21 protein-coding genes are annotated in these 18,872 nt (G+C 62.8%); 8 read left to right on the plus strand and 13 right to left on the minus strand.

Annotation, left to right across the window (positions count from 1 at the left end; all coding sequences use genetic code 11):
* Nucleotides 1-163: 163 nt before the first annotated feature.
* Complete coding sequence (locus tag N825_RS00705; protein ID WP_084164103.1) at nt 164-994, plus strand: trypsin-like serine protease; 831 nt, start codon at nt 164-166, stop codon at nt 992-994.
* 211 nt (nt 995-1,205) lie between these two features.
* On the opposite strand, the gene N825_RS00710 is transcribed toward N825_RS00705, so the two are convergent.
* The 3 genes from N825_RS00710 to N825_RS00720 are packed head-to-tail and all read right to left on the minus strand — an operon-like array spanning nt 1,206 to nt 4,359.
* The gene (locus N825_RS00710; protein WP_037445920.1) at nt 1,206-1,922 is read right to left on the minus strand and encodes a copper resistance protein B; all 717 of its coding nucleotides are present in this window, start codon (nt 1,920-1,922) and stop codon (nt 1,206-1,208) included.
* Between the two features lie 53 nt (nt 1,923-1,975).
* Nucleotides 1,976-3,775, minus strand: coding sequence for a copper resistance system multicopper oxidase (locus tag N825_RS00715; RefSeq protein WP_037445922.1), 1,800 nt, complete (start codon nt 3,773-3,775; stop codon nt 1,976-1,978).
* A gap of 11 nt (nt 3,776-3,786) precedes the next feature.
* Nucleotides 3,787-4,359 carry a cupredoxin domain-containing protein gene (locus N825_RS00720; protein WP_037445923.1) on the minus strand — a complete coding sequence of 191 codons (573 nt, stop codon included), beginning with the start codon at nt 4,357-4,359 and terminating at the stop codon, nt 3,787-3,789.
* A gap of 506 nt (nt 4,360-4,865) precedes the next feature.
* Here N825_RS00720 and N825_RS38615 point away from each other — a divergent pair.
* Nucleotides 4,866-5,039 (plus strand): hypothetical protein, encoded by a 174-nt coding sequence (locus N825_RS38615; RefSeq protein ID WP_157618915.1) that lies wholly within the window; start codon nt 4,866-4,868, stop codon nt 5,037-5,039.
* Between the two features lie 187 nt (nt 5,040-5,226).
* Here the strand turns inward: N825_RS38615 and cueR are convergent, their stop codons facing one another.
* The 10 genes from cueR to N825_RS37645 form a co-directional block, all read right to left on the minus strand.
* Nucleotides 5,227-5,685, minus strand: a complete 459-nt coding sequence (gene cueR / locus N825_RS00730) for a Cu(I)-responsive transcriptional regulator (RefSeq protein WP_084164212.1) — start codon at nt 5,683-5,685, stop codon at nt 5,227-5,229.
* Nucleotides 5,686-5,697: 12 nt separating this feature from the next.
* Nucleotides 5,698-8,142 (minus strand): heavy metal translocating P-type ATPase, encoded by a 2,445-nt coding sequence (locus N825_RS00735; protein ID WP_037445925.1) that lies wholly within the window; start codon nt 8,140-8,142, stop codon nt 5,698-5,700.
* A gap of 200 nt (nt 8,143-8,342) precedes the next feature.
* A complete protein-coding gene (locus N825_RS00740; RefSeq protein WP_157618916.1) occupies nt 8,343-8,684 on the minus strand; it encodes a hypothetical protein in 342 nt (113 codons plus the stop codon).
* A 148-nt stretch (nt 8,685-8,832) separates the two neighbouring features.
* On the minus strand, nt 8,833-9,033 hold the full coding sequence (locus N825_RS00745) for a heavy-metal-associated domain-containing protein (protein WP_037446313.1): 201 nt from the start codon (nt 9,031-9,033) through the stop codon (nt 8,833-8,835).
* A gap of 267 nt (nt 9,034-9,300) precedes the next feature.
* Nucleotides 9,301-9,885 (minus strand): DUF6692 family protein, encoded by a 585-nt coding sequence (locus tag N825_RS00750; RefSeq protein ID WP_037445928.1) that lies wholly within the window; start codon nt 9,883-9,885, stop codon nt 9,301-9,303.
* Entirely contained in the window at nt 9,885-10,340 is a 456-nt protein-coding gene (locus N825_RS00755) for a DUF305 domain-containing protein (RefSeq protein WP_037445929.1), read from the minus strand. The genes N825_RS00750 and N825_RS00755 overlap by 1 nt, the downstream gene beginning before the upstream one ends.
* Before the next feature lie 34 nt (nt 10,341-10,374).
* The gene (locus tag N825_RS00760) at nt 10,375-10,932 is read right to left on the minus strand and encodes a c-type cytochrome (RefSeq protein WP_037445931.1); all 558 of its coding nucleotides are present in this window, start codon (nt 10,930-10,932) and stop codon (nt 10,375-10,377) included.
* Nucleotides 10,933-11,235: 303 nt separating this feature from the next.
* Nucleotides 11,236-11,451: a hypothetical protein gene (locus tag N825_RS38620; protein ID WP_157618917.1), complete on the minus strand. Its 216-nt coding sequence runs from the start codon at nt 11,449-11,451 to the stop codon at nt 11,236-11,238.
* A 44-nt stretch (nt 11,452-11,495) separates the two neighbouring features.
* The gene (locus tag N825_RS00765) at nt 11,496-12,650 is read right to left on the minus strand and encodes a permease (protein WP_063833571.1); all 1,155 of its coding nucleotides are present in this window, start codon (nt 12,648-12,650) and stop codon (nt 11,496-11,498) included.
* A gap of 158 nt (nt 12,651-12,808) precedes the next feature.
* Nucleotides 12,809-13,213, minus strand: coding sequence for a four-helix bundle copper-binding protein (locus N825_RS37645; protein WP_084164105.1), 405 nt, complete (start codon nt 13,211-13,213; stop codon nt 12,809-12,811).
* Between the two features lie 338 nt (nt 13,214-13,551).
* Between N825_RS37645 and N825_RS00770 the strand changes: the two genes are divergently transcribed.
* The 6 genes from N825_RS00770 (at nt 13,552) to N825_RS36035 (ending at nt 18,870) form a co-directional block, all read left to right on the plus strand.
* Nucleotides 13,552-14,277, plus strand: a complete 726-nt coding sequence (locus N825_RS00770) for a response regulator (protein ID WP_037445933.1) — start codon at nt 13,552-13,554, stop codon at nt 14,275-14,277.
* A gap of 8 nt (nt 14,278-14,285) precedes the next feature.
* Nucleotides 14,286-15,623: an ATP-binding protein gene (locus N825_RS37490; RefSeq protein WP_037446317.1), complete on the plus strand. Its 1,338-nt coding sequence runs from the start codon at nt 14,286-14,288 to the stop codon at nt 15,621-15,623.
* A gap of 217 nt (nt 15,624-15,840) precedes the next feature.
* Nucleotides 15,841-16,194 carry a hypothetical protein gene (locus N825_RS00780; protein WP_157618918.1) on the plus strand — a complete coding sequence of 118 codons (354 nt, stop codon included), beginning with the start codon at nt 15,841-15,843 and terminating at the stop codon, nt 16,192-16,194.
* A gap of 172 nt (nt 16,195-16,366) precedes the next feature.
* Nucleotides 16,367-17,500, plus strand: coding sequence for a YVTN family beta-propeller repeat protein (locus tag N825_RS00785; RefSeq protein WP_245612961.1), 1,134 nt, complete (start codon nt 16,367-16,369; stop codon nt 17,498-17,500).
* Nucleotides 17,501-17,662: 162 nt separating this feature from the next.
* Nucleotides 17,663-18,067 (plus strand): hypothetical protein, encoded by a 405-nt coding sequence (locus N825_RS00790; protein ID WP_037445937.1) that lies wholly within the window; start codon nt 17,663-17,665, stop codon nt 18,065-18,067.
* Between the two features lie 146 nt (nt 18,068-18,213).
* Entirely contained in the window at nt 18,214-18,870 is a 657-nt protein-coding gene (locus N825_RS36035; RefSeq protein ID WP_051511344.1) for a Spy/CpxP family protein refolding chaperone, read from the plus strand.
* Nucleotides 18,871-18,872: the final 2 nt, after the last annotated feature.

The raw sequence follows: 18,872 nt of genomic DNA on the forward strand, positions 1-18,872 counted from the left end.
GATGAGAGAGAAACGGTGACTTTGACCCGCCCGGCCTAAATCTTCGCAGATCATGATCACCTGGGCTGCTTGCAACTGGCCTAGTGATACCTTTGCGAGCGGTATATCATCCTTGGCGTATCGCTGAGCCGTCTAGCGGGCAAGGTCCCCGGAGTGGCTGACCATGAGGCGCATCTCTGTTTTGGTATTTGCACTGGTATGGCTTTCCTATACCTGGACCGCCGATGCGGTAGAGGGCGGGCGCAGGACGCTGAAAAACACGGTCATCGCGAACAGCGTGGTGGCCGTTTATAACGCAGAGAACTCGCACCTATGCACGGGGGTCCTGGTGTCGCGAACGGCCGTTCTTACGGATGCGCACTGTGGAGATACCGGAAGCGCCATCACCATCATCTTCGAAACCCACGTGGTGGGGCACCTCACCGGCCGCACCTCCTTGCCCATTTCGCACTTTGAACCCTCTCCTTTATGGGCTGACGGACGAAGCAAGCCGTCTGACCGGGGCGACCTTGCCCTTGCTATTCTTGGCGGACTGGCTCCGGCCCCATACCGACCGGTATCGCTGTTGGACGTCGATACGGGTTCCTACTGGAGGAGCCTAGTCGGAGCCGCCGTCGCGGGATATGGAACAACCTCATACAATGAGTCCCAACACGGTGGCTTTCTCCACGACGCGTTGTTGACGTCGCCAGCCTGGGATTGGGGCGTCACGGAGCTCCTCGTGAGCGACAGGAAGGTTGCAGTATGCGATGGGGATTCCGGCGCGCCTTTGTTGGAGATGCTTCCGTCTGGTGGATTGGGCGTGTCGGCTTCGGTCAGCCGCAGCCTCCTGAGCTACGAGCCCCGGCTTTGCTCCCACAGGTTTGGACTGACAAAGCTGATGCCTTTCCGCGAGTGGATTGACGATGTGCTGGGTAGGTATGGTTCCGGGCCGGCAACCTGGGTTCAGGTACACCCACCCGCCTTCTCGCAGACTTCCGAACCGAGCAGCTGAAATGACTTCAGTAAAGGAATAGCGGCGGTGCGGCCGGGCATAAGCAGGGAATGAACCGGAGAGGTCCTGATGTTCTGCAGCCGCACATGGCATCACCGGTTTGGAAAGGGCTCTGTGCTGGGTGACAGCTTTACACACTCCACGAAGCTGCTTGTGGGCGACGCCGCCCACAAGCAGGCCGACTACCGCATGGTAGTCGGCCTGCCAATGCTCAGAACCAGAACCGCACGCCCGCAACTAAGGACAGGTCGCTCGGATCCTCGCCGTGATCGCGGGCGATATCCGCCGTCTCGCCGAGCTTGCGCTCCCAATTCACGCCGATGTACGGGGCGAACTCCCGGACGACCTCGTAGCGCAGGCGCAGGCCAAGCTCGATGTCGTTAAAGCCCGGGCCGATATGGAGTTCCTGTACCCGCTGTGCCGAGACGTTCACCTCTGCCACCGGCTGTAGGATGAGCTTCTGCGTGATCAGGAGGTCGTACTCAGCCTCCAGGCGGGCGCTGAAATCGCCATCCTCGCTGACGAAGAGCTGGGCGGTCACGTCGAAGAAGTACGGTGCCACGCCCTGGAACCCGATCACGCCGTAGGTCGTCTGCGGCTGCGGCCGCACGTCGTGCCGGATGCCGATCTGCGCGTCCCAGAACTCCGACGTCATGCGGCTGTAGAGAAGCTGGAACTCGGCTTCTTCCACATCTCCATCGACGGGCTTGCTACCCTCGGCATTGAACCAGACCTTGTTGGTGTCCCCGCCGACCCAGCCCTGGACATCCCAGTCGATCGAGTTCTCACCGTCCCTCCAGCGGTGCTCGAACCGGTCGATGAGAAGCGTTCCGAGGATCGGCGGCTCCTCATGGAACTGCTCAGCCGAGTGCTCCTCGGCGGCCCAGGCCGGGACTACTGAAAGCGCCAGCAGGATGGCCCCGGCCATCAGTGCGGTCCTGTGCGGGACCCTTGTTGTCGTTGTCATCCGTCGTTCCTGGATCAGAGGCTTGCCGTGTGGGGTTCGACGATGAAGCGCGTCATCATGCCCGAGGCCATGTGGTAGAGGAGGTGGCAGTGGAAGGGCCACTCCCCGGGCTCGTCCGCGGTCAACTGCACCGTCGTGACCTGCCCCGGCGGGACGAGCACGACATGCTTCTTGGGCATCCGATCCGTCTGACCGTTCTCAAGCTCCACGAACATCCCGTGCAGGTGCATCGGGTGGGCCATCATGGTCGTGTTCACGAAACGGATGCGGACACGGTCACCATAGGCCACCCGGATCGAGGCTCCCTCATCGAACTTCTGGCCGTTCAGGGTCCAGATGTAGCGCGACATCATGCCCGTCAGCTGGACTTCGATCTCATGAGTGGGCTCACGTAGATCCTTGTTCCTGACAAGTGCCTTCAGGTCGGCGTAGGAGAGCGCCTTGGCACCGGGAGGCGTGCCTGCGTCGGCCCAGCCCACCGCCTGATCCTTGCTTCCCGCAGCACCGTGACTCATGCCCGGCATGGCGCTGTGGTCCATTCCAGGCATGTTGCTGTGATCCATGCCCTGCATCGAGCCGTGATCCATGCCCTGCATCGAGCCGTGATCCATACCAGGCATGGCGCTATGGTCCATTCCGGGCATGTTGCCATGGTCCATGCCGGCCATCGAGCCATGATCCATGCCCGCCATGCTACCGTGGTCCATGCCGGGAGCCATCGCCATGTCGGCCATGGTCAGGATGGCGCGTGGACGCTGCTCGGGGATCTCGCCTTCCATCCCTTCGCGGGTCGCGATCGTCGCCCGGGCGAAGCCCGTGCGGTCGATCGATTCGGCGAAGAAGGTGAAAGGCTTATCTTCCGTGGGCATGACGATGACGTCGTAAGTTTCCCCAACGCCAAAGCGGAACTCATCGACCTTCACCGGCACCACGTTCTGCCCGTCGGCAGAAACCACGGTCATCGGCAGTCCAGGGATTCGGACGTCGAAGATCGACATGGCCGAACCGTTAATGATCCGCAGACGCACCCGCTCACCCGGATTATAGACAGCCGTCCAGTTATCCAGCGGCCCCTTGCCGTTGACCAGGAACTGGTAGCCGGTCACGTCGGCGAGGTCGGTGGCGTCCATGCGCATCTCGCCCCAGGCGAGCCGATCGTTGATCGTGGCGCCCAGGCCGTCGCGCTTGGCGTCCTGGAAAAAATCGACCAGGGTGCGCCTGTTATTGTTGTAGTAGCCCTCGCTGACCTTGAGCTTGCGCAGGACGTTTTCGGGGTTCTCCGGCGTGTGGTCGGACAGCAGGACCACGTAGTCACGGTCGGCCCGGACGGGATCGCGCCCGGCGGGCTCGATCACGATGGCGCCGTACATACCCTCCTGCTCCTGCGAGGCGGAGTGGCTGTGGTACCAGTAGGTGCCGGCCTGGCGCAGCTTGAAGCGGTAGGTGTAGGTCTCGCCAGGGCCGATCGGCCGGTAATTGTTGAAGCCCGGCGCGCCGTCCATCACGCCTTCGAGCAGCAGCCCGTGCCAGTGAATGGAAGTCCCCTCATCCAGCCGGTTGGTCACGTGGATGACAACCTCCTGCCCCTCACGCCAGCGCAGCGTGGGCGCCGGGATCGAGCCGCCGATGGAGATGGCGTTGCTCGTTTCGCCGTCGATGGTGATGCGGGTTCGTTCGACTGCCAAGTCTAACGACCGGTCCGAGGCCGCGAAGACGCGGCGCCCAGGATAGACCGTGACGACACCCGCCACGCCTACCGCTCCGGCGAACTTGAGGGCGTCGCGGCGCGAGAGGCCAGGTAGTGTTTTGTGCATGCTGACCTCCCTCAGCGCTGGAAATTGACTTTGCCGACCATGCCGGACTCGTAGTGGCCGGGCATGTTGCAGGCGAATTCGAGGGTGGCCGGCTTGGTGAATTTCCAGACCAGTTCCTTGGTCTGGCCGGGCTCCACGAGGACGCTGTTGGGGTCGTCGTGCTTCATGGAATGACCCATCCCCGGCATCGTGGAATGGTCCATCTTCATCTTTTTCACATCCACGCCGGTCGCGGAGAGCATGCCGTGGTCCACCATCATGGCCATTTCTTTTTGATGGGCGGCGTGCATCGCGGTCGTGCCGATGTTGAACTCGTGCAGGAACTCGCCTGTGTTCTTGATCACGAAGCGAACAGTTTCGCCGGCTTTGACCGGGATGGTTTCCGGCTCATAGAAGTTGTCGCCCATCGTGATTTGGATGGTGCGCGTCTTGGGGGTAGCCTTGGCAGGTTCGCCGATTGCGGCAGTATCGTGCTTGTGACCAGCCTCGCCGGGGGCTGCGAACGCCAGCCCCGGTGATACAAGGAGACCGGTGCTGGTGATCAGGGCGGCGACGGCGCCCAGGGTGTGGGTGCTCAAACGCATATTGGGTGTCCTCTATCTCTGGCTCCGCCGTCGATGCGGGAAGAAGCCGAAAAGGGTGCAGCTTCCGGCCAGGGACGGCCGGAACGGCAAGGAGTGAGGGCAGCGACCGAATAGCTCAGGGAATCTGGGCAACTGGGAAGGAAGCCGGCGACCCGGTAAGGCGCAGACGCGCGGAAGGCGTGCGCGGCTCAGGCGTCGCGGGTCAACCGTTCCCGGTCAGCTGGATCGATGCGCTGATTGCAGCGCGTCCCGCTAAGGGGGAGGAGCGCTACGAAGCCTCTTGCCCGCGCTGCTCACGCAGGCGGGCAAGGGCTTCAGGCCGCGGCCCTGGGAGGGCGGCGCAAGGGGAGCACGGAGCGCTTCCTGAGCAAGTCGTCGCTGACAATCTGCAAACGAGCGGGCATCCACTCAATGGGCTTTACCTGGAGATCGGCGGGCTCCAAAGCCGACAGGCCACCGCAAGTCATCACGCAGCACCCTCGGTGCGCGAGCTCGGAGTCGTCTCCGTGCTCGTCCTGGTCCTTGTGATCGCCATGGCCAGACTGCCCCGGCTGCTCGTTACAGTCGGTCGCAGCCTTTTCGCCCAGGGGAACGCCGTGGTGGAGCATGTCGGCCATCGCGGCCTCAGGCATGGCCAAACCTCCCCAACCGAGGAGGAGGCCGAACAGCACAGCCGCTAGAAAGCGCGTGAACCGCATGCCTATTGCCAATCCCATATCCAAGGGCCGCGCCCGAATGCCGCACCGTAATGCATCAATCATAGCAATCGCAAGAGCATCTAGACTTCTACGGGTTGCATTTCAATCCCATCCTTGACGGGGGCGGCGTGACCGCCCCTGGAGCTTGATCCACAAGTTCTCACAGCGATCATGAAGTTTGGTCCGCACCCGCTGCCGCCCTGAATCGAGGGCGGCCATTCCCCTGTGCTAATCGAGGGGCGGAGCTCTCGAGATCCCGCAGGATGGGGCAGTCCGGGCGGTGATCGCCCTGGCATGCGTCGGCAAGTTCCTGCAGCGTGTCGCTCATCGCCCGCATCGCGGCAATTTTGGCTTCGAGCTCGGCGACATGGTCGAGAGCGATCCGCTTGACCTCGGCGCTCGCCCGGTCCCTGTGGCGCCACAGGCCGACGAGCTGCTGGATGCGCTCGATGCTGAATCCTAGCGTGCGGGCCCGCCTCACGAACCGTAGGATGTTCACCTCGTGCGGGGTGTAGACCCGGTACCCCGAGGCGGTTCGATCCGCCTCGGGAATCAACCCGATGCTCTCGTAATAGCGGATGAGCTTGGCGTTCACGCCGGACACCTTGGCCGCCTGACCGATGTTCATGACCATTACTCCTCAAGTACCCCGGGGCTTCCAGCCGCGCAGCGTGAGCGCGTTGAGGACGACGCTGACGGAACTCAGCGCCATGGCGGCACCTGCCAGCACCGGGCTTAGGAATCCCATAGCCGCCAGCGGAATGCCGACGAGATTGTAAATGAAGGCCCAGAACAGGCCCTGGCGGATCTTGGCATAGGTGCGGCGGGACACGTCGATCGCGCCGCCGACCAGCACCGGGTCGCCACGCATCAGGGTCACGCCCGCAGTCGCCATCGCCACGTCGGTACCGGTTCCCATGGCGATGCCGATGTCGGCGGCCGCCAGCGCCGGGGCGTCGTTGATGCCGTCACCGACCATTGCCACGACCTTGCCCTCATGCTTGAGAGTCGCCACCACGTCGGCCTTGTCGCCCGGCAGGACTTCGGCGAAGACCCGATCGATGCCCAGATCCCGCGCGACGGCCTCGGCGGCGCCCTTGCTGTCGCCCGTGACCATAACGGCTTCGATTCCCTTCTCGTGCAGCGCCCGGACGGCCTCGCGAGCCGCCTGCTTCACCGTGTCGCCGAACGCCACCAGCGCCAGCACACGTCTCTCAGGAGCAATCTCGGCCAACCAGGAAACCGTCCGGCCCGACGCTTCCAGCTCCGCCGCCTTGGCCCCCAGAACGTCATCCTCCAGTCCGCTCTCCGCCATCAGACGCCTGGTGCCGAGTTGCACCGAGCGTCCCTCGACCGAACCGGACACGCCGCGCCCGGCTAATGCCTTGAAGTCGGTCAGGGCAGCCGGAGCGATACCCTCCGCCTCGGCCAGCTCACGAACCGCGCGAGCCAGCGGATGCTCGCTGCCTTGCTGGAGCGAGGCGGACAGCCGAAGCAGGGCGGCGCGATCCAGGCCCTCCGCCGGGATGATGTCGGTCACCCGAGGCTTACCTTCGGTCAGCGTGCCGGTCTTGTCGAAGGCGACGGCTGTGACGGCGTGTGCCCGCTCCAGGGCCTCGGCGTCCTTGATCAGGATGCCGTGGCGCGCCGCAGCGCCGGTGCCGACCATGATCGACGTCGGGGTAGCGAGCCCCAGCGCGCAGGGACAGGCGATGACCAACACCGAGACGGCGGTGATGATGGCGGTTTCCGCATCGCCCGAAACGCTCCACCAGGCCGCGAAAGTGACCGCGGCGATGATGAGGACGATGGGCACGAACACCGCGCTGACCCGGTCCACTGTCCGCTGGATCGGCGCCTTTGATGCCTGAGCTCCCTCGACCATGCGCACGATCTTCGACAGCATGGTCTCGGAACCGACCGCCGTGGTTTCCACAGCCAGCAGGCCGTCCACGTTGATGGAACCGCCGGTGACCTTGGCGTCGGCCGCCTTCTCGACCGGCAGCGGCTCGCCGGTCAGCATGGACTCATCGACGCTGCCGGTGCCCTCCACCACCCGGCCGTCCACCGGGATGCGCTCGCCGGGACGGACGACCACGACGTCGCCATGCTTCACCTGATCGACCGGCACCTCGACCTCGGTGCCGTTCCGGCGCACCCGGGCGGTGTCCGGCCGGAGATCCATCAGGGCGCGGATTGCCGCGGCCGTCTGTCCCTTGGCGCGGGTCTCAAGCAATTTGCCCAGCAGCACGAAGGTGATCAGAACGGCCGAACCCTCGAAGTAGAGGTGCGGCATGCCGTGTGCCTGGTGCGCGGTCAGCAGCATATAGACGCTGAGGCCCCAGGCGGCGGTGGTGCCGATGGCGACCAGCAGGTCCATATTGCCGGTGCCCGCCCGCACGGCCTTGTACGCCGCCTTGTAGAAGCGCCAGCCCAGCCAGAACTGCACAGGCGTGGCCAGCAGGAACTGGACCCAGCCCGGCGGCATCATGGGGTAGCCGGCCAAGTCGCCGATCATGCCGGCGACGAGGGGAAGCGACAACGCGGCACCAATCAGGACGTGCCGAAGTTCACGGCGGCTACGCACCTGCGCCTCGTCCGGCGCTCCGGTGGCCGCCTCGTCCCGGGTGACCGGAGCAGCCTGGAAACCCGTCCTTTCGATCGCGGCGACCAGGGAGGCGGCGTCGATGCCGTGTCCGGTGACATGCGCACGCTCGGTGGCGAGGTTCACGGCGGCGTCGGAGACGCCCGGCACCCTCTTCAGCGCCTTCTCGACCCGACCGACGCAGGATGCGCAGGTCATGCCCTGAACCCGGAGGTCGAATTCGGCCACGGCGGGTTCATAGCCCGCTCTGGCGATGGCATCGACGACGCCCTGGGTACTCGGCCTGGGATCGGTGAAGGCGACGCGCGCCCTCTCGGTCGCGAGGTTCACGGACACGTCCGTGACGCCCTCCACCTTGCGGATGGCCTTCTCCACGCGACCCACGCACGACGCGCAGGTCATACCACCGATCCCGATATCGATCTCGGACGCTGCCGGCTCCGGCGGCGCGACCGGTTCCCTTGCAGTTGCATAAGCCATGAACGGCTCCTGTTCTCTCTAACTGCACATGTAGATGGGCCTTCCAGCCGTTGGAAGGTCAAGGGCTTTTCTTGATCGAATGTTTCACCGGTGACAAATTCCAGAGGAGCTGCCAAGCGGACGAAAACGGCCAGCGCGATTGCTCACGCTGGCCGCCTCCCGGACTCGTAATGGCGCGGAACTTGGTGTACGGAAAGATCCTACCGGGTAGGTTCGGCCCCCCCTTCACCCTGCATCATGGCACGGCAATGCTGCATCATCTGGGCTTGATCCATCTGGCCCATACCGCCCGCATTCGCGGCACCGCCACCATGGGCCATGCCGCCACCCTGCATCGTACCGGACCCTCCGCCCTGCATCATGGCGCGGCAGTGCTGCATCATCTGAGCTTGATCCATCTGGCCCATGCCCGAGTGGTTCATAGTGCCGCTCGGGCTGGTCGGGGCGGCTGTCCTCGACTGCTCGGCCGGGCCGCTGGAACAAGCGGCCAGCCCGGCCGCCAGTGCGGCAAGGATGCTGATGCGCCGTAGGTGACCGATCATCATCGTCTCTCCCTGGGATTATGGTTATACAAACAGCAGATGCCGTCGATAGGCACGGTCATGTCGCCCGCGATGCTGGCCTGCAGGGCGAGGGAGAAAGGGACTGAAGGTCCGTGACATCGCTTCAGCCCATCCCCGCTACTATGTGTCACGCCGCATCGCGGACATCATATCCCGCGTCCTCGATGGCTCGGCGGACAGTCGCCTCGTCGGCATTCCCTTCGACCGCGACTTCCCCGGCCTTCAAATCCACAACGGCACGTTCGACCGCGGGCACGGCCTCGACCGCCTTGGTAACGGTTTGGGCGCAGTGGCCGCAGGTCATCCCCTCGACTTTGAGCTTCAGCATGATGATCTCCTCCTCCTTGGATAATGGTCTCAGCCTCGGGTTTCCCATTGCTGGAAGGTCAAGATTTTTCTTCGGAGCTGCTCACGCTCCGCTGTGGTCCGGTCCACGATGTCACCGAGAAATCAATGCTAGGCTGCCCATCCTTTCACCGCCGAACCGAGCGAGTTGCCGTCACTGTCCTGCCGATGGTCATGGCACTGAGTCGGTTTGTTTCTGTATGCGCGGGAATTCAGCGGCATCGGCGTCAGGTCTGGAGTGGGCTTTCAATCAGTGTGACGGGGATTCCGGCGGCGGGTGGGACGCACAGTCCAGATAACCGCGATACCCGACTTTGAGGGTCTGCCCGACCTCGAAGATCATGTTCGCCTCTTGGCGCCGCACGCCGTCACGATTTTCGCCGCTCTCTCCGGGATCAGGCAGAACAGTCATTCGGATTGGATCGGCAGCCAAAGAGAGTTTTCCACTCCGCTCGTTGCCGCTGCCGTCGATCGGTTCTGGTTCCAAGGCGACGAGGTTCCCGTTCAACTTGATGATTCCGCTACCCGGTCCTCCACCGAGGGGCATGTTTACCGCCAGAACCGGCTTGCCTGCAGTCGTGTACCGGAATTGGCAGTAGGATCCCGAGCCGACCGCGTTGCGGACTTGCGCGTCGTTCATCGTGGCGGGGTCGAGGCTAGGGATCTCCGCCCCCGCGAGTGCTTCCTCCGCGGGCACCATCCTGGCGATCTCGGGCGCTTGCACGGCCTCCAGATCGTCGTCCGGTGCATCGTTCCGATTACATCCAGCAAGCAGTACTAGGATCAGTATCGTCAGAAAAGGTCCCAGCCCGACCCGAGAAGTCAACTTACCCATCAGTCCCGCGCCTCCAGATCGGCGGCAAGATATTTCATCTCCGCGATTTCGCGCTCCTGCGCCTCGATGATCTCGTCCGCGAGCTTACGGACCCGCGGATCGGTGATCTGCGCACGCTCGCTCGTCAGGATCGCGATCGAATGGTGTGGAATCATCGCCCTCATGTAATCGACATCATCCACCGTCGCCTGACTGCGCACGATCCAGAGCGCAAAGGCGAACACCACGATGGATCCCCCGAAAATCGCGAGATTGATCGCCCGCTTCCTGTACATGCCCAGCATGTACCCGAGCATGATGATGGACATGGTCGCGCCCATGACGAGAGCCATCCAGGCGCGGGTCTCGCTCCAGAAGACATGCTCGAACGAATAGGTGTTTAGGTACATCAAACCGTACATAACGACGGTCGAAGTCACAATCATAGCGGCGAAGCGCCAGTACGACATCTCCATTGGGCTCATTCTCCTTGTTTGGCGCGCCTTGAAGTCAATTCGAATGGCCGCTGCCGGAGCCCGTGCCACCCAGCGCCGCATATTCTTCGGGCGTCATGGCCGGCAATTCCTTGACGAAAGCGGCGATGCTCCAGAGCGCCCGGTCGTCATTGGTCGGTCCAAACGCCGGCATTCCGGACATCTTCACTCCATGTTTGACGAGCCAGAATATCTCCTCCGGCTCCCACTCGGCCGCCTCCTCCGCAAGGTGGGGCGGTCTCGGTCGCATGCCGCTCGCCCATGCGGATCGCTCGACGCCCGGCCCGGCATGACAGTGCTGACACATCGATTTGTAGGAGCCTGCGCCGGCCTTCACCATATCCGGCGAAAGGCTTTCGGGCACGGCAATGTCCGCAGCGCGGCTTTCGACGGAGTTGTGGAAAGTGGTGTCGAACGCCCACCGGGTGAACGAGGTGTGTTCTTCCGTCGCGGCGACATTAAACGCTCCGGTGTAGACGACGAACAAGCCGGCCACCCCGAGCAATGCTAAAATGCCAACGGCACCGGCAGTAGCGGCGAGCCCCACGGTTCTCTTCCGATTGTCCATCTCCATCACTTTCTGCCATCTTTCTGCGATGGCTTGTCTACACGTGCTATCCAAGTCTCACAGAGCAAGACATCTCCGACCCGGTTCCACCGTCATGGCACCAGGGGGTACAGCATGGGCCATGAGCGACAGCGGCCACAGGCGACAACGGGTGTGAGAACGGGGATAGTGCCGAATGGCCACTCAGCGGAGAGCGTCCTGGTCATTGAGGCAGATGAGGCAGACGATGTCCCCGAACGAACTTGGACTCTTCTCCAAATCTATTAGGCACGGGCACAACTATTACAGCGCTGTATCGTCCGACAGCGACTATGTTTTCCCGGGTGTCTGATCGAGTTCAACTTCCCGGGCGGCTGTGTCCCGATCAGCGGGCGCTCCTTTCATGTCTTCGCTTGCCTTCTGGATTTCAGCAGCGCTGCTTCGCCCGGCGCGGCGCGGCTCCTGTGGGCCGGATTGCCGTTCAAAATTCTCGCCGGTGCTTTGCTTGGCAGTGCCTTTTTTGCTCTCCATGAGATCCTCACTCATTGATTTTCCCATTCCTGAAGGATGAAAATCCCTCCGGTGTCCGCTCAGGCCTTTTCGTGAGCGGGACGCCCCTGATGTTCCTGGCCATGCTCCTGGTGTTGCTGGCCGTGGCCACCGGTGAAATGCAGATAGAAAAGCCAGGCCGCGGCGGCTCCGAAAGCCAGGTTCAGGAAGAACGTGTAGTCGATGGCGAACCGGACCATCTCCTGCAGCGACGGGCGTTCCGTGGGTGTCAGTCCGGTCAGGTCGTAGAGATAGTGGACCGTGATGCCCGCGGCGACCATGCACACGTACATGACCAGCGACAGGTAGCCGGCATATTTCCAGCCATAGTATTTCCCGTGGATCCAGACGACGGTCGCCGCCACCAGGTCGGCGCCGAGGAATGACATCACGCCCCCGAGCGATACCTGCTTCGACCACAGCATGGCAGCGAGTGGCACGTTGCCCATGGAGCCGATGAACGTGAAGAAGGCAACTACGGGTGCGATGGCGGCGTTCTCGACTACGGCCCAGAAAGACGGGTTTTCAGAATTTCCGACGAACAGGAAATCCCAGAATGCCTGCGGCACGAAGATGGAGATGAAGCCGGCGACCGTGAAGCCCAACAGGATCTCCTTCCAGACCATCGCCCATTCCATGAAGAATGCGTGGGCAATCTGCCTCCAGCCCGCGTGCGAGGTCAGCTTCTGCCGCCAGGAGCCCTGCCCCCCGTCGTGCTGCATATCCATGCCTTCGCTCTGCTGAGCCTTTTCGGCGTGGCGTTTGCCCTCCTCGGCCAGCCCGGACGGAAACCAAAGGGCGGTGAGCAGGTAGGCGTAAAGCACCATCAGCAGTCCAAGCAGGATATTGGCAAGCGTGAACCGCCAGCCCAGCAGCACCCAGAGCACGATTCCGAGTTCGATTACCAGGTTGGTCGAGGCGATCAGGAAGGCCAACGAGTTGACCGGATGCGCGCCTTTCACCAGGACCGAGCGCGAAGCGGCCAGGGCGGCAAAGGAGCAGGACGACGAGATGAACCCGAAGAGCGACGCCAGGCCCGCCTGCTTCGGCCCGCGCTCGCCGAGCGCCTTGCCCATTTGCTCGCGGCTGACAAGTACCTGGATGCCTGCGGAAATGATGTAGCCGAAGATGAGTGCCCAGAGCGCCTGCCACAGCATGCCGGCCCCGGTGTAAAAGGCTTGCCAAACTTGATCCATACTTTCCTGTCCATTGATTCCGCTGGTGCGGCACACTCATACCGGTGACGATCATGTCGAAGAAGACCTCGTCCGCCGTCGCGCAGTTCGTTCTGGTGAGGTCTTCTCTCGGATGAGCAACCCCGAGGAGAACGGCTCCGCAGGGTCGTTTAAATTGATCAGGCAGCCATGCTCTGAAGTGCTGCCTGACAGGCCTGCTCACAGCGTCGGCAGGATTCCGCGCAGATCCGGCAATGCTCGTGCATCGATGCATGGCTGTCGCATTCAGCACCACACAGGCGGCAAGCGGTCGCGCAGGCCTGCAGCGTCAAGCGGATCAGTTCTTCATTGGACCCCGTACGGCGTGTCGCGATGGATCCAGCGGCCGCACAGATATCCGCACAGTCAAGGTTGAGCCGAATGCACTGGCGAAGTTCCTTGACCATATCTTCAGCGAGGCAGGCATCCGCACACGAGGTGCAGGTTTGGGCACAGGAGTAACATTCCTCGATGCAGCGGATCAGGGCATCATTGATGCTGCCTTTTACGTCGGGATGCGTTCCGATCATCTCGCGAACTAGCATATCACATTCTCCCAATGTTTGACGAAGACTTGATCCAGCATGGCTCTCGTCCCTTCAACCGTAATAAAGGCGCGGCAGAGCATGTAGGTGACTCCAGCACCCGAATTTGAGGATGCTTTCAATAAGGGCATGCCCTGGTGCAGGTACTCCCCTCAAGAGGATCTGGGTACCTGGCTATGTCCACGTCGGTTGCCTCATCTGGTTGGTGCCCTTCAAACATTCCACATCGTCCAGCCGTTTCGCGCGCAGGTTCACTTGTAACACTTCGTAACAGACAGAAACTCTTTGAAGCGAAATCACCTGCATCAGAGCGCCCACCCAGGTGTTATCCAGATGTCATGGAAAGCGCAGCCCACATCCTTATTGTTGACGACCATCAGGAAATCCGGGATCTGCTCGGCCGCTTCCTGGAACGGCATGGATTTCGATCAACCGCCTGTCGGGATGGAGCCGAAATGCGGCGGGCGCTCCAGGCGGATCATTTCGACCTCGTCGTTCTCGATCTGATGCTACCTGGGGACGACGGGCTTAAACTATGCCGTGAACTTCGATCGCCCGAGGCCAGGAAACCTGATGTTCCCGTCATCATGCTGACGGCAATGAGCGAGGACACGGACCGCATCGTCGGCCTGGAGGTGGGCGCGGACGACTATCTCCCGAAGCCGTTCAACCCCCGGGAGCTTCTTGCCCGCATCAGGGCCGTCCTTCGCCGTACGGCCGGTTCGAATCCCGGCGTCGTCAGGATGCCACACGAGTACCGGTTTTCCGGATGGACCCTGGACCTCGTCCGGCGGGAGCTGACATCCCCGCCCGGAGCCCTAGTCGCCCTCACGGGCGCCGAGTACGACCTGCTACTCGCTTTTCTGGAACGGCCTGGCCAGGTGCTGAGCCGCGACCAGTTGCTGGAGCTCGTGCGAAACCGTATCCACGGTTACGCCCGGAGCGTCGATGTCCAGGTCAGCCGTCTCAGGCATAAGATGGGCGACGACGTATCACCAAGCCCGCTCATCAAGACCATACGAGGATCCGGCTATGTCCTGACCGCCGATGTCGAGCGGGCATGATGGCGAGGATGAGGTCGGTTCTGCGCTCTCTGGTACCGGACACTATCGTTGGCCGTGCCGTAACGATCCTGCTGGTAGCACTGGCCCTGTCGCACCTGCTCAGTATGGTCTGGTACCGCTCCTATCTGTCGCAGCAGGCCGACCTGGCCGATGAGCGGGTCGCGGCCGAGCGCATCGCGGCGGTGAAGCAGGCTGTCATGACGCTGCCGCCAGAGGAGCGCGAGACCGCCGCCCATTCCCTGTCCGGCCGGGGGCTGACCGCCCATTGGAGCGCCATTCCGTTGGTCGAGGAGGCGTCCGCCCGTGATGACCGACTCGACATGCTGGAGCGCCGCCTGCAGCAGCTGGTTCCCGGGATCGACGGCAACGGCCTGCGCGTCGCCTACGCGGCGAAGGGATACGGTGCCGACCACGTCCTGCTGGTATCGACGAGGCTGCCCGATGGAAGCTGGATCAACGCCCGAGCCACGGCACTGAGCACCCTGGGCAGGCAGGACCGGCATTTCATCGTCCCTACCACGCTGATGTCGATTGCCATCCTGGCCGTCTCCCTCTACCTGGTCCGTGTCTGCACCGCCGAGTTCAGGAGCATAGCCCACGCGGCGCGGCGGCTCGGAGTCGATGTAACCGCGCCGCCCTTGCCGGTCCATGGGCCGGAGGAGGTGCGCGAGGCGGCCATGGCCTTCAACGAGATGCAGGGCCGGATCCGCACCCTGGTAACGGATCGGACGCAGATGCTCGCCGCCATCTCCCACGATCTTCGCTCCCCGATCACGACCATCCGGCTGCGCGCGGAATTCATCGATGAGGGGGAGGAGCGCGACCGCATCCTCGCCCAGTTGGACGAGATGGAGGCCATGGTGTCGGCCACGCTGTCATTCCTCAGGGACGACGGAGGTCGGGAAGAGACCAAGGTGGTCGATATCAGCGCGCTGCTGGCGACCATCTGCGACAACCTGTCCGATGCGGGCCGCCCGGCGTATTTTCAGGGTCCGACCGGAGTGACGATGCGATGTCGTCCGATCGGCCTGAAGCGCGCCCTGGCGAACCTGATCGAGAACGCGGTCAATTATGGCGCCTCCGCCACCGTAATCCTGGAGACTTTGCCGGGCCGTCTGGTGATCTCGATCGACGACGAGGGCCGGGGCATTCCCGACAGTGAATTGGAGACGGTGTTCAACCCGTTCTACCGTATTGAGGAGTCCCGCAATAGAGAGACCGGCGGCTTCGGTCTCGGCTTGACGGTGGCCCGATCGGTCATCAGGGGGCATGGTGGCGATCTGGTCCTGGAAAACCGCGCGTCCGGCGGGCTGCGCGCCTTGATTACGCTCCCATGGGTCTCCTGACTGTCCCGGAGGCAGAACCTCGGAAGCAGGATGAAATATGGACCGCTCCCTTGATCATGATCAAGGCAGCTGCTCCAAACCTCCATCATGTTGTCGATGCCAACCCGTCGCATAAGCCTGACGGAGCGCTTGGTGTCTGCTCAATGGCATCATCACCAGAGTGGGAATGGAATTAATCGCCATGTGGCGCGGGTCGTGGGTAACGTTCAGGACGGGGATGGCGAGCCTGCTGATGCTGGCGACGCTGCTCGTCTACGCCGCCCCGAGCCACGCCAGCCTGGTGTCTCATGTCCGGCCCATGGCCCCGCACGAGCACGCGGTGACCGCGACGGCCAACGAACCCATTGCCGTCCTTGAGCACGACCAGGTCCCTTGCACCGATGCGGACCGCCTCGACGACGGCGTCTGCTGCAGCGTGGCGCAGTGCGCCACCATGCATGCTGGCCTGCTCGCGGGTGCTGTCGAGACGCTCATCCCAGGCTTTGTACTGTCGAGCGATCTGCCCGCTCCCGCCATGTCCGAGGGCGTCGGCAGCCCTCCCGCCCTGCGCCCTCCTCGCCGGATCATCTGACGCCACGAGTCCGCCCGCGCCAAAGTTCGGCAGCGGACGTCGGACCCAGCCCTCGTGGCCATAGCCTTCTAATCCCCGGCACCTCCGCAGGGAAGCCGTTCGGGATCACCACCACACGGCTACCGGTATGATGACAACCGTCGAGTATCGGGCCCGAGCGAACTTGAACAGGATGATCATGAGCATCAACTTTACGCAATGTTCTCGCAACGCAAAAGGGACGCTCCTCAGCCGCGACCATGAAGTCAGACGACTGATCCTGCTTCCACTTGTCGCGGTAGTCATGGCGACGCTTTCCGTCGGCACAGCCCACGCACAAACACCCAGGGTGATCGAAGGAGGAGGTTTCGTTTACACTGCCGACGAGCATGGCAACTCCATCAGCGCGATCGATCTCGCCACCACCCGGGTCACGACGATCCCGATCCCGATCTCGCCGCACAACGTCCAGATCACGACGGACGGCACCCGGCTTCTGGCGGTCGGCGCCGCGGTCGCTGACGGTCACGGACACGGCCATGACAAAGCCGCACATGATGCGGGTGAGACCAGGGGGCGGCTGCTGGTCTTCGATGCGGCCTTCCTAGCCAAAGGTCCCATCGAGACTATCAGCGTCGGCGCCCATCCGGCCCATGTCGTCCCTGGGCCGGAAAGTCGGCGGGCATTCGTGACCAACGCCGGAGACAACACCGTCAGCGTGGTGGATCTTGCCCGAATGTCGGTCGTCAAAACAATCGCAGTCGGCCGCTATCCGCACGGGCTTCGGATGAGCCCGAACGGGCGCGAGGTCTACGTCGCCAACGTTCAGGACGGCAGCCTGTCCGTCATTGATACTGGTTCCCTCATCGAAGTGGCGCGGATTCAGGTCGGCACCACGCCGGTTCAGGTCGGCTTCACCCCGGACGGCAGCCGCGTCTACGTCTCGCTGCGCGATGAAAACCGTGTCGCCGTGGTTGATACCGCCGCCCGTACCCTGATTGGAACGATCAAGGTCGGGCGGAACCCGATCCAGGTCCACGCCACACCAGATGGACGTTTCGTCTACGCCGCCAACCAGGGCACGGACGCCGAACCTGCCGATACCGTCTCAGTGATTGACGTGGCTGCCGGCAGCGTCATCGACACCATCCGCACCGGGAAAGGGGCGCATGGTGTCAGCATGAGCGATGACGGGGCCGTCGTCCTCGTCACCAATATCGTGGACAGCACCGTCTCTGTGATCAACACCGCGACACGGGAAGTCCTGACAACCTTTGCAGTGGGACATGGCCCCAATGGCGTAACGTACCGGTCGATGCCGAGGTGAGTAGTAGGGCTGGTTCAAGCACAGGCAGCACCCTCAACCGCTTTCTTGATCTCGATCAATGCGGTTGTCCCGGAACGCCGTAATATTGCATGTGCCGGTTCGTCGTCTTAACCTGTCGGAGCGGCTGGTGCCTGAACCTGCGGCACCTTCACCAGAGTGGGAATGAAAGTCATCGCCATGTGGCGTGGATCGTCGGCGACGTTCAGGACGGGAGTGGTGAGCCTGCTTATGCTGGCGATGCTGCTCGTCTACGCTGTCCCAAACCACGCCATCCTGGTGCCTCATGACCGGTCCATGGCTCCGCACGAGCATGCGACGGCCGTGACAGCCGACAAAACGACTGCCGTCCGTGACCAGGATCAGGCTCCTTGTGCCGATGAGGGTCTCCTTGATGGCAGCGTCTGCTGTAGCGTGGCGCAGTGCGCCACTATGCACGGCGGCCTGATCACGGATGCTGTCGCGGTAATCGTCCCGCGCCTGGCCATGTCCAACCATCTCCCCACTCCCATCATACCCGAGGGTATCGGCAGCTCTCCCGCCCAGCGTCCTCCACGTCTGATCATCTGACGCCACGAGTCCGTCCGCGCCCAACCTGCTTTTCGGTTTGGTCAAGGATATCGGACCCGGTCCATGTGGCTGTAACTCGTCTCCCCGGCGCTCCTTGTGGAGTTCGTTCGGGGCAGTCTCGACCCAGATGACAGACGGAGGACACGATGTTGTTTCTCACCCGTACAATGCTGCCGGTTTTCGCGCTGGTCGCCATGATGGCGGCTGCCCAGGCACAAACCATTGATCAGGACCATACCTCCCACCATCCCGACGGCACTGGCGCAGCACAGCCCCAGGAAGTGCCGAATGCGGGTCAAGCCGGCAACGCCCCCGTGACCGGCCAAGGCATGGGCAGCGGCATGGTTGTCCAACCAGGCACTCAGCAGCCGCGCGGTCAGACCAACATGATGGGCGACATGGGAATGATGGGAAACATGGGGCAGATGATGCCCATGATGCGCCAAATGATGATGGGCCGGCAGGACGGCATGGGCATGCCCTTCGAGCATGTCGAGGGCCGGATCGCTTTCCTGAAGACGGAACTCAGGATCACGGACGCTCAGAAACCACAGTGGGATGCCTTCGCGAATACCCTGCGGGAGAGCGCCAGGACTCACCAATCGATGCATGAACAGATGACAAAAGGCGGCATGCCGTCCTCATGGCCGGAGCGCCTTGCCTTCCAGCAGAAGTCACTTTCAGCGCGATTGAACAGCCTCAACGATTTGGAGGCTGCCGCCAAGCCCCTCTATGCCTCACTGACCGAAGAGCAGCGAAAGATCGCCGACCAGCTCCTTTCCGGCCCCATGGGAATGATGTGACC

This window comes from Skermanella stibiiresistens SB22 (genome assembly GCF_000576635.1).
GTDB lineage: Bacteria > Pseudomonadota > Alphaproteobacteria > Azospirillales > Azospirillaceae > Skermanella > Skermanella stibiiresistens.